Genomic DNA, 11,189 nt, shown 5'->3' on the forward strand with positions numbered 1-11,189 from the left:
GTTGTGACGGCCTCCCTTGTTCTTCCGGAAGCGCCGAGTATGGTGATCTTCGCCGTGCGCTCCAGACCCTGGTCAGTCCTGGTCAGTGACGATCTCAGCAGCCAGTTTGGGTTGGGGGGCCTTGACGAACCGCACGCAGCGCGCAATTCTCAGGACGCGTCGGCACAACGATCCGTATCCGAGGCATGGATCGACGACCGAACGGGCAGTATCGAGGTGCGCCACACGGCGCGAGGGTTACGCGGAGTTGAGGACAACGAGGGTCTCGAAAACCCGCACTGGACATCAGTGTGCCAAGTGGCTACACTGACCCTTTGCGCTGCCTGTTAACTGCCCCCTGCCCGTCACCAGGGGCATCCCCACGTATGAGCATCGTTGACTGAACTTCCCTGAGCTGGGATTTCTGTCTCCGTGCCCATGGTGGGACCGGTACGCGCGTAGTGAGTCCGAGCCCTCGGAAGGACCCCCTCTTGGCCGCCTCGCGCAACGCCTCGACCTCGAATACGAACAACGGCGCCAGCACCGCCCCGCTGCGCATTTCCTTTGCAAAGATCAAGGAGCCCCTCGAGGTTCCGAACCTCCTCGCGCTGCAGACCGAGAGCTTTGACTGGCTGCTCGGCAATGCCGCATGGAAGGCTCGTGTCGAGGCGGCTCTCGAAAGCGGACAGGACGTCCCCACCAAGTCCGGTCTGGAGGAGATCTTCGAGGAGATCTCTCCGATCGAGGACTTCTCCGGGTCGATGTCGCTGACCTTCCGCGACCACCGCTTCGAGCCTCCGAAGAACTCCATCGACGAGTGCAAGGAGCGCGACTTCACGTACGCTGCCCCGCTCTTCGTCACGGCCGAGTTCACCAACAACGAGACCGGCGAGATCAAGTCCCAGACGGTCTTCATGGGCGACTTCCCGCTCATGACCAACAAGGGCACCTTCGTCATCAACGGCACCGAGCGTGTCGTGGTGTCGCAGCTGGTCCGCTCGCCGGGTGTCTACTTCGACTCCAACATCGACAAGACGTCCGACAAGGACATCTTCACGGCCAAGATCATCCCGTCCCGGGGTGCCTGGCTGGAGATGGAGATCGACAAGCGCGACATGGTCGGTGTCCGCATCGACCGCAAGCGCAAGCAGTCCGTCACCGTCCTGCTCAAGGCTCTCGGTTGGACCACCGAGCAGATCCTCGAGGAGTTCGGCGAGTACGAGTCCATGCGCGCCACCCTGGAGAAGGACCACACCCAGGGCCAGGACGACGCGCTGCTCGACATCTACCGCAAGCTCCGTCCGGGCGAGCCGCCGACGCGTGAGGCCGCTCAGACGCTGCTCGAGAACCTCTACTTCAACCCGAAGCGCTACGACCTCGCCAAGGTCGGCCGCTACAAGGTGAACAAGAAGCTCGGCGCCGACGAGCCGCTGGACGCCGGCGTGCTCACCACCGACGACGTCATCGCGACCATCAAGTACCTGGTCAAGCTGCACGCCGGTGAGACCGAGACCGTGGGCGAGAGCGGCACCCAGATCGTCGTCGAGACCGACGACATCGACCACTTCGGCAACCGTCGTCTGCGTAACGTCGGCGAGCTCATCCAGAACCAGGTCCGCACGGGTCTGGCTCGTATGGAGCGCGTCGTGCGTGAGCGCATGACGACCCAGGACGTCGAGGCGATCACGCCCCAGACCCTGATCAACATCCGGCCGGTCGTCGCCTCCATCAAGGAGTTCTTCGGCACCAGCCAGCTGTCGCAGTTCATGGACCAGAACAACCCGCTGTCGGGTCTCACCCACAAGCGCCGTCTGTCGGCGCTCGGCCCGGGTGGTCTCTCCCGTGAGCGGGCCGGCTTCGAGGTCCGTGACGTGCACCCGTCGCACTACGGCCGCATGTGTCCGATCGAGACCCCTGAAGGCCCGAACATCGGTCTGATCGGCTCGCTCGCCTCGTACGGCCGGGTCAACGCGTTCGGCTTCGTCGAGACGCCGTACCGCAAGGTCGTCGACGACCAGGTGACCGACGAGGTCGACTACCTGACCGCCGACGAGGAAGACCGGTTCGTCATCGCGCAGGCCAACGCCGCGCTGACCGACGACATGCGCTTCGCAGAGGCTCGTGTCCTGGTCCGCCGCCGAGGCGGCGAGGTCGACTACGTCCCGGGTTCCGACGTGGACTACATGGACGTCTCGCCGCGCCAGATGGTGTCGGTCGCGACCGCCATGATCCCGTTCCTCGAGCACGACGACGCCAACCGTGCCCTCATGGGCGCGAACATGATGCGCCAGGCCGTTCCGCTGATCACGGCCGAGGCGCCGCTGGTCGGCACCGGCATGGAGTACCGCTGCGCGGTCGACGCCGGTGACGTCATCAAGGCGGAGAAGGAAGGTGTTGTCCAGGAGGTCTCCGCGGACTACATCACCGTCGCCAACGACGACGGCACGTACACCACGTACCGCATCGCCAAGTTCTCCCGGTCGAACCAGGGCACCTCGGTCAACCAGAAGGTCGTCGTGGACGAGGGCGCCCGGGTCGTCGAGGGCCAGGTCCTCGCCGACGGTCCGGCCACCGAGCAGGGCGAGATGGCGCTCGGCAAGAACCTGCTGGTCGCGTTCATGCCGTGGGAGGGTCACAACTACGAGGACGCGATCATCCTGTCGCAGCGCCTCGTGCAGGACGACGTCCTCTCCTCGATCCACATCGAGGAGCACGAGGTCGACGCCCGTGACACCAAGCTCGGCCCCGAGGAGATCACCCGGGACATCCCGAACGTCTCCGAGGAGGTCCTCGCCGACCTCGACGAGCGCGGCATCATCCGTATCGGTGCCGAGGTCGTCGCCGGCGACATCCTGGTCGGCAAGGTCACGCCCAAGGGTGAGACCGAGCTGACCCCGGAGGAGCGTCTGCTCCGCGCGATCTTCGGTGAGAAGGCGCGTGAGGTCCGTGACACCTCGCTGAAGGTGCCGCACGGCGAGACCGGCAAGGTCATCGGCGTACGCGTCTTCGACCGCGAGGAGGGCGACGAGCTGCCGCCGGGCGTGAACCAGCTGGTTCGCGTGTACGTCGCGCAGAAGCGCAAGATCACCGACGGTGACAAGCTCGCCGGCCGTCACGGCAACAAGGGCGTCATCTCGAAGATCCTGCCGATCGAGGACATGCCGTTCCTGGAGGACGGCACCCCGGTCGACATCATCCTCAACCCGCTGGGTGTCCCGTCCCGAATGAACCCGGGACAGGTCCTGGAGATCCACCTCGGCTGGCTCGCCAGCCGCGGCTGGGACGTCTCCGGTCTCGCCGACGACTGGGCCCAGCGCCTGCAGGCCATCGGCGCCGACCAGGTCGCCCCGGGCACCAACGTCGCGACGCCGGTCTTCGACGGTGCGCGCGAGGACGAGATCGCGGGTCTCTTCGAGGCCACGATCCCGAACCGCGACGGTGACCGGCTGGTCCAGCCGTCCGGCAAGGCCAACCTGTTCGACGGCCGCTCCGGCGAGCCGTTCCCGGACCCGATCTCGGTCGGGTACATGTACATCCTCAAGCTCCACCACCTGGTCGACGACAAGCTGCACGCCCGCTCGACCGGTCCGTACTCGATGATCACCCAGCAGCCGCTGGGTGGTAAGGCTCAGTTCGGTGGCCAGCGATTCGGTGAGATGGAGGTGTGGGCGCTGGAGGCATACGGCGCCGCATACGCCCTCCAGGAGCTGCTGACCATCAAGTCCGACGACGTCACCGGCCGCGTGAAGGTCTACGAGGCCATCGTCAAGGGCGAGAACATCCCCGAGCCCGGCATTCCCGAGTCCTTCAAGGTGCTCATCAAGGAAATGCAGTCGCTCTGCCTCAACGTGGAAGTGCTCTCCTCGGACGGTATGTCCATCGAGATGCGCGACACGGACGAGGACGTCTTCCGCGCAGCGGAGGAGCTCGGTATCGACCTGTCCCGGCGCGAGCCGAGCAGCGTCGAAGAGGTCTGACGGGTCTGGCCGGGACCTCCTCGTGAGGCCCCGGCCCTGCCCCGGACCCGTACAGACCATGATTGAGACACGACCCCGAAAGAGGGATTGACGACAAGTGCTCGACGTCAACTTCTTCGACGAGCTGCGGATCGGCCTGGCCACCGCGGACGACATCCGACAGTGGTCGCACGGCGAGGTCAAGAAGCCGGAGACCATCAACTACCGCACGCTCAAGCCCGAGAAGGACGGACTCTTCTGCGAGAAGATCTTCGGTCCGACCCGGGACTGGGAGTGCTACTGCGGCAAGTACAAGCGTGTCCGCTTCAAGGGCATCATCTGTGAGCGCTGTGGCGTCGAGGTCACTCGCGCCAAGGTGCGCCGTGAGCGGATGGGCCACATTGAGCTGGCCGCGCCCGTCACCCACATCTGGTACTTCAAGGGCGTCCCGTCGCGCCTCGGCTACCTGCTCGACCTCGCGCCGAAGGACCTCGAGAAGGTCATCTACTTCGCCGCGTACATGATCACGTTCGTGGACGAGGAGCGCCGCACGCGCGACCTGCCCTCGCTGGAGGCGCATGTCTCCGTCGAGCGCCAGCAGGTCGAGAACCGCCGCGACGCCGACCTCGAGGCCCGCGCCAAGAAGCTCGAGACCGACCTGGCCGAGCTCGAGGCCGAGGGTGCCAAGGCCGATGTGCGCCGCAAGGTGCGCGAGGGCGCCGAGCGTGAGATGAAGCAGCTGCGCGACCGTGCGCAGCGCGAGATCGACCGTCTCGACGAGGTGTGGAACCGCTTCAAGAACCTCAAGGTCCAGGACCTCGAGGGTGACGAGCTGCTCTACCGCGAGCTGCGTGACCGCTTCGGCACGTACTTCGACGGCTCGATGGGTGCCGCGGCGCTGCAGAAGCGCCTGGAGTCCTTCGACCTCGAGGAGGAGGCCGAGCGTCTCCGCGAGATCATCCGTACCGGCAAGGGCCAGAAGAAGACCCGTGCGCTCAAGCGCCTCAAGGTCGTCTCCGCGTTCCTGCAGACCAGCAACAGCCCCAAGGGCATGGTGCTGGACTGCGTGCCGGTCATCCCGCCGGACCTGCGTCCGATGGTGCAGCTGGACGGTGGCCGCTTCGCGACCTCCGACCTGAACGACCTGTACCGCCGTGTGATCAACCGCAACAACCGCCTCAAGCGTCTCCTTGACCTCGGTGCCCCCGAGATCATCGTGAACAACGAGAAGCGGATGCTGCAGGAGGCCGTCGACGCGCTGTTCGACAACGGCCGCCGTGGTCGCCCGGTGACCGGTCCCGGTAACCGCCCGCTGAAGTCCCTGAGCGACATGCTCAAGGGCAAGCAGGGTCGTTTCCGTCAGAACCTGCTCGGCAAGCGAGTCGACTACTCGGCGCGTTCCGTCATCGTCGTCGGCCCGCAGCTGAAGCTGCACCAGTGCGGTCTGCCCAAGGCCATGGCGCTGGAGCTCTTCAAGCCGTTCGTGATGAAGCGCCTGGTCGACCTGAACCACGCGCAGAACATCAAGTCGGCCAAGCGCATGGTGGAGCGCGGCCGCACCGTGGTGTACGACGTCCTCGAAGAGGTCATCGCCGAGCACCCGGTGCTGCTGAACCGTGCGCCCACCCTGCACCGCCTCGGCATCCAGGCCTTCGAGCCGCAGCTGGTCGAGGGCAAGGCCATCCAGATCCACCCGCTCGTCTGTACCGCGTTCAACGCGGACTTCGACGGTGACCAGATGGCCGTGCACCTGCCGCTGTCCGCGGAGGCACAGGCCGAGGCCCGCATCCTGATGCTGTCCTCGAACAACATCCTCAAGCCGGCCGACGGCCGTCCGGTCACCATGCCGACCCAGGACATGGTGCTGGGCCTCTTCTTCCTCACCACGGACGAGGAGGAGCGCGAGGTGCGCGGCGAGGGCCGTGCGTTCAACTCCACCGCCGAGGCGATCATGGCCTTCGACGCCCGGGAGCTCTCGCTCCAGGCGAAGGTCGACATCCGCTTCCCGGTCGGCACGATCCCGCCGCGTGGCTGGACCCCGCCGGCCTCGGAAGAGGGCGCGGACATCGCCGCCGGCGAGTGGCAGCAGGGTGACAGCTTCCGGCTGCGTACGACTCTGGGCCGCGCGCTCTTCAACGAGCTGCTGCCCGAGGACTACCCCTTCGTCGACTACTCGGTCGGCAAGAAGCAGCTCTCCGAGATCGTCAACGACCTCGCCGAGCGCTACCCCAAGGTCATCGTGGCGGCGACGCTCGACAACCTGAAGGCGGCGGGCTTCTACTGGGCCACCCGTTCCGGTGTCACGGTCGCCATCTCCGACGTCGTCGTTCCCGAGGCGAAGAAGGAGATCGTCCGCGGCTACGAGGCGCAGGACGAGAAGGTCCAGAAGCAGTACGAGCGCGGTCTGATCACCAAGCAGGAGCGCACGCAGGAGCTCATCACCATCTGGACCAAGGCGACCAACGAGGTTGCCGAGGCGATGAACGCGAACTTCCCGAAGACCAACCCCATCTTCATGATGGTCAACTCGGGTGCTCGCGGAAACATGATGCAGATGCGTCAGATCGCCGGTATGCGTGGTCTGGTGTCCAACGCCAAGAACGAGACGATCCCGCGGCCCATCAAGGCGTCGTTCCGTGAGGGTCTGTCCGTGCTGGAGTACTTCATCTCCACGCACGGTGCCCGTAAGGGTCTCGCGGACACCGCTCTGCGTACCGCCGACTCGGGTTACCTGACCCGTCGTCTGGTGGACGTCTCGCAGGACGTCATCATCCGCGAGGAGGACTGTGGCACCGACCGCGGTCTGAAGCTCAAGATCGCGGAGCGCGGCGCCGACGGCACGCTGCGCAAGACCGAGGACGTCGAGACCTCCGTGTACGCGCGGATGCTCGCCGAGGACGTCGTCGTCGACGGCAAGGTCATCGCGCCGGCCAATGTCGACCTGGGTGACGTGCTCATCGACGCCCTGGTGGGCGCCGGTGTCGAGGAGGTCAAGACCCGCTCGGTGCTGACCTGTGAGTCGGCGGTCGGCACCTGTGCCTTCTGCTACGGCCGTTCGCTGGCCACCGGCAAGCTGGTCGACATCGGTGAGGCGGTCGGCATCATCGCCGCCCAGTCCATCGGTGAGCCCGGTACCCAGCTGACGATGCGTACCTTCCACACCGGTGGTGTGGCCGGTGACGACATCACCCAGGGTCTGCCCCGTGTCGTCGAGCTCTTCGAGGCTCGTACGCCCAAGGGTGTCGCCCCGATCTCGGAGGCGGCCGGCCGCATCCGTATCGAGGAGACCGAGAAGACCAAGAAGATCGTCGTCACCCCCGACGACGGCAGCGACGAGACCGCGTTCCCGATCTCGAAGCGTGCCCGTCTGCTGGTGGGTGAGGGCGACCACGTCGAGGTGGGCCAGAAGCTCACCGTGGGTGCCACCAACCCGCACGACGTGCTGCGGATCCTCGGTCAGCGCGCGGTCCAGGTCCACCTGGTCGGCGAGGTCCAGAAGGTCTACAACTCGCAGGGTGTGTCGATCCACGACAAGCACATCGAGATCATCATCCGGCAGATGCTGCGCCGGGTGACGATCATCGAGTCCGGCGACGCAGAGCTGCTGCCGGGCGAGCTTGTCGAGCGCTCGAAGTTCGAGACCGAGAACCGTCGTGTGGTCACCGAGGGCGGTCACCCCGCCTCCGGCCGTCCGCAGCTGATGGGTATCACCAAGGCCTCGCTGGCCACCGAGTCGTGGCTGTCGGCGGCGTCCTTCCAGGAGACGACCAGGGTCCTGACCGACGCGGCGATCAACGCCAAGTCGGACTCCCTGATCGGCCTCAAGGAGAACGTCATCATCGGTAAGCTCATCCCGGCCGGTACGGGTCTGTCCCGCTACCGCAACATCCGGGTGGAGCCCACCGAGGAGGCCAAGGCCGCGATGTACTCGGCCGTCGGCTACGACGACATCGACTACTCGCCGTTCGGCACCGGCTCCGGCCAGGCCGTTCCGCTGGAGGACTACGACTACGGTCCGTACAACCAGTAAGGCGTAGGTCTGACGAAGGGCGGTCACCCCACACGGGGTGGCCGCCCTTCGGCGTTTGTGGGTCTGGCGTTTGTGGGCCTCAGCGGCCGGGCTGGTGGTACCGCGCCAGGGCGCGCAGCCGGGTGGCGTGGTCGGGGTGGGTGTCGAGCAGCCTGGCCAGCGTGCCCGGCTCGTTGAGCTTCTGGCCGGCCCCGGCCGCGCGGACCTTGTCCGCGTCCTCCTCGGCCTGGAGCCGGTGCAGCACCTGGGCCACCTCGGGCGCGAAGCCGAGGGCCGCGGCCTGCTGGTCGGCGCGGAGTTCGGCCTGCCGGCCCACGTAGGCGAGCAGATACGGGGCGATGACCAAGGGGATCGTGATGTACCAGGCGCCGAGCAGACCCGCTATCACGAACATCCCGAAGAAGAGGATGAGAAAGCCGTACGCGACCAAGGAAAGCCGCCTGGCGATGAAGAGCGCGATCCGGGCGAATCCCCGGGCCAGGGACCAGGCCATGCGCCCGGGCAGCGAGTACCAGTAGCCGAGCAGGCCCGCCCAGGCGTGGCCGCCCGTGTGGTGGCCGAGTTCATGGGCGAGTACGGCGGCCAGGTTGCTGCTGGACAGCCGGTTGAGCGAGTACGTCGTGACCCCGACGACGTGCCCGGCGGCGGCCATGGCATTGAGCTCGGTGCTGTTCTCCACCATCAGTTCGTACGTGTCCCTCTCCACGCCCGCCCGGGCGGTGACCTCGCGCCAGACCGGCTCCAGCCTGGCCCGTTCCTGCGCGAGCGGGGGCCGCAGCTTGAGCACGCTTCGGGCGTAGGCCAGCTCGGTGGGGCGGTGGAAGACCAGGGCGCCGGAGGCCAGCCAGGCGAGCACGACGAGCCAGCCGCCGACCGTGCCGAACAGCCCCTGCGCGATCGCGGCGACCACGGCGAGGCTCACCAGGAAGCCCGGTACGTGGATCGCCAGCCGCCCGATGGCGGTGGCGTCGGCGCCGCGCTGGTGGGCTGCCACGTGGACGCGGGAGCCGCGGTGACGGTAATCGAGGTCGTCGGCGGCGGGCTGCTGCGGGGGTGGAGTCGCGGCCGACGCGGGGTGCGGGTACGGGGTTGCTCCCTGCGGGTACTGCGGGTACTGCGGGGCCGGGGGAGGCGCGGCGGTCGGGTACTGGGGAGGCTGGGCGGCCGCCTGCGGGGCCGGCGGTGTGGGCGCGGGGTATTGCGGGGGCTCGGTGGCCTCCGGGTACTGCGGGGCCGGGGACGGGGCGCCCGGGTACTGCGGGGCCGGGGACGGCGCGGCGCTCGGGTGCTGCGGAGGCGCGGTGTTGCCGCCCGGGTACTGGGGCGCCGGATAGGTGGGGCCCGGTGGCTGGGACATGGGACTTCCTTCGCGTCGTTGGGGACGTCAGCCGATCAGCAGGGATGCGGGGAGCAGCACCGTGCCGACGCAGAACGCGATCAGCCCCGTGCGGATCCACTGGTGCTTGCGGGCGGCGATGCGGCTGGTTTCGGTGAGGGCCGCCGCCAGGCCGGCGACGGGATCGCGTTCGGTCTCGGCGAGTGCGGCCGCCAACTGGCCCTGCCGTGCCGCCTGTTGGATGTCGCCGAAATAGGAGAGCGGCTGTCCGGGCGCCCAGGTGCCACGGCGGTAGCGGGGCAGCACGGCCAGCAGCAGCGCGAAGAGGGAGAGAGCGAGCGTCGACGCCCCCAGCCACCAGGCGGCCGTGCCCCACAGGGAGAGCGGGCCGGGCGCCCAGTGGCGCCCGGCGAGCAGTGCGCTGAACACACCCCCGGTCATGCCCAGCGCCGCGACCAGTACGGAGGCCTTGCTGTCGGCCCGGGCGATCTCGGCCCGCAGCTCGGTGAGCAGCCGCTCGGCGGTTCTGGTGCCGTCAGCGGTGTCCGGTGCCGTCATGAGGAGCCTGAATCCGGGGCGTTCTGCGGAGGCGGCGTGTAGGGCGGCGGCGGGGTGTAGGAGTGTGGGGCGCCGTACGGCCGCGGGGATGTGGCATCAGACGCCTGCCCCGCGTACGGCTGCTGCGGCGCCTGCCCTTCGTAGGGCGGCTGCGGTACGGCTCCGGGGGCCTGCCCCGCGTAGGGCTGCTGCGGCGCCTGCCCTTCGTAGGGCGGCTGCGGTACGGCTCCGGGGGCCTGCCCCACGTAGGGCTGCTGCGGCGCCTGATCGCCGTACGGCTGCTGCTGCGGGACGGATCCGGCCGACAGCGCGCCCTGCTCTTCGTCCGGGGGCGGTGGCATCGGCGAGGTGAGCCCGTGCTGACGGATGAGGTCGTTGACCGCGCGCAGGGCGTGCTTCGCCGACTCGGCCTTCTGGTAGTCCTCCAGGGCGTCCCTGCCGATCAGCTCCAACTGGCTTTTGATCAGCGCCAGTTGGTCCTGTCTGATGCTGTTCATGACCAGCTGGGTGTCCTCGGGGTGCTGAGCCAGATGCAGTGCCCACACTCCGACCCCGCCGTGCTGCAGGTGGTACTGGTAGAACGCGATCTTCTGCGCCACCAGCTCGTGCGACTGCCGCTGGCGCAGCAGCTCCAGCTCGTGCTGCTGGTGTGCCATCCGCAGCCGGAACTGGTGCTCGGGCTCGAGCATCTCGTTCTCGTACCGCAGATTCCGCTGTCGCCGCCGGTGCGCGATCGCCTCGTCGTCGAGCCGGAGCCGCACCACGCAGGTCACGTCGAGTCCGATGCCCGCCGCGAAGCCCCCGCTCTCGACCGCCTGCTGCACCGCGGCCTCGGCCGCCGGGCTGTCCTCGATGGAGAAGCGGCGGCTGACCGGCCGCGCCAACTGGTTCAGCTCGCGGGTCAGCCGCGTGGGTACGTCGCGTTCGCCGCCCGCCACATAGGCGATCGGGTCCGAGACGCGCCAGGTCAGATCGGCAGTGACCCCGAAGGAGAACGCGTCGTCGTCACTGGGCAGTTGCAGCTCCAGCTGCACGGGGTGGGTGCCCATGTCCACCTCGTACACGGAGGCGTAGCGCCGGGCCGCGGCGTCCGCGCGGCTCGGCCGGTGCGGTGGGACGAAGACGTCGTACGTCCCCTTGGCGGTGGCGAAGACCAGTGCGTGGTCGATCGCGGTGACGGGCCTGCGGGCCGTGTAGTCGAACCGCGAGATCGGCCGCACGGTGAGCACCGGGTCGATCAACGTACTGTGCCGGTCGGCCTGTTGCTGCCACTCCGGCTGACGGCGGAAGTCCGCCATGGGTCAACTCCTCGACGGTTCAGGGGCGGGTA

Annotated in this window: 5 protein-coding genes; 2 read left to right on the plus strand and 3 right to left on the minus strand. The window is 67.8% G+C overall.

Annotation, left to right across the window (positions count from 1 at the left end):
* Nucleotides 1-470 precede the first annotated feature (470 nt).
* The gene (rpoB, locus tag ACQEVG_RS23080; protein ID WP_432986981.1) at nt 471-3,956 is read left to right on the plus strand and encodes a DNA-directed RNA polymerase subunit beta; all 3,486 of its coding nucleotides are present in this window, start codon (nt 471-473) and stop codon (nt 3,954-3,956) included.
* A gap of 97 nt (nt 3,957-4,053) precedes the next feature.
* On the plus strand, nt 4,054-7,965 hold the full coding sequence (locus ACQEVG_RS23085; RefSeq protein ID WP_432986983.1) for a DNA-directed RNA polymerase subunit beta': 3,912 nt from the start codon (nt 4,054-4,056) through the stop codon (nt 7,963-7,965).
* A gap of 79 nt (nt 7,966-8,044) precedes the next feature.
* On the opposite strand, the gene ACQEVG_RS23090 is transcribed toward ACQEVG_RS23085, so the two are convergent.
* From ACQEVG_RS23090 to ACQEVG_RS23100, 3 genes are read right to left on the minus strand one after another with little or no spacing between them, the layout of a single operon-like run.
* Nucleotides 8,045-9,322: a M48 family metalloprotease gene (locus ACQEVG_RS23090; protein ID WP_432986985.1), complete on the minus strand. Its 1,278-nt coding sequence runs from the start codon at nt 9,320-9,322 to the stop codon at nt 8,045-8,047.
* A gap of 27 nt (nt 9,323-9,349) precedes the next feature.
* Nucleotides 9,350-9,859 (minus strand): Pycsar system effector family protein, encoded by a 510-nt coding sequence (locus tag ACQEVG_RS23095; protein ID WP_432986987.1) that lies wholly within the window; start codon nt 9,857-9,859, stop codon nt 9,350-9,352.
* Complete coding sequence (locus ACQEVG_RS23100; protein WP_432986989.1) at nt 9,856-11,157, minus strand: PE-PGRS family protein; 1,302 nt, start codon at nt 11,155-11,157, stop codon at nt 9,856-9,858. The genes ACQEVG_RS23095 and ACQEVG_RS23100 overlap by 4 nt, the downstream gene beginning before the upstream one ends.
* Between the last annotated feature and the right edge of the window lie 32 nt (nt 11,158-11,189).

The organism is Streptomyces sp. CA-135486, assembly GCF_050936555.1.
In the GTDB taxonomy this organism is placed as follows: domain Bacteria; phylum Actinomycetota; class Actinomycetes; order Streptomycetales; family Streptomycetaceae; genus Streptomyces.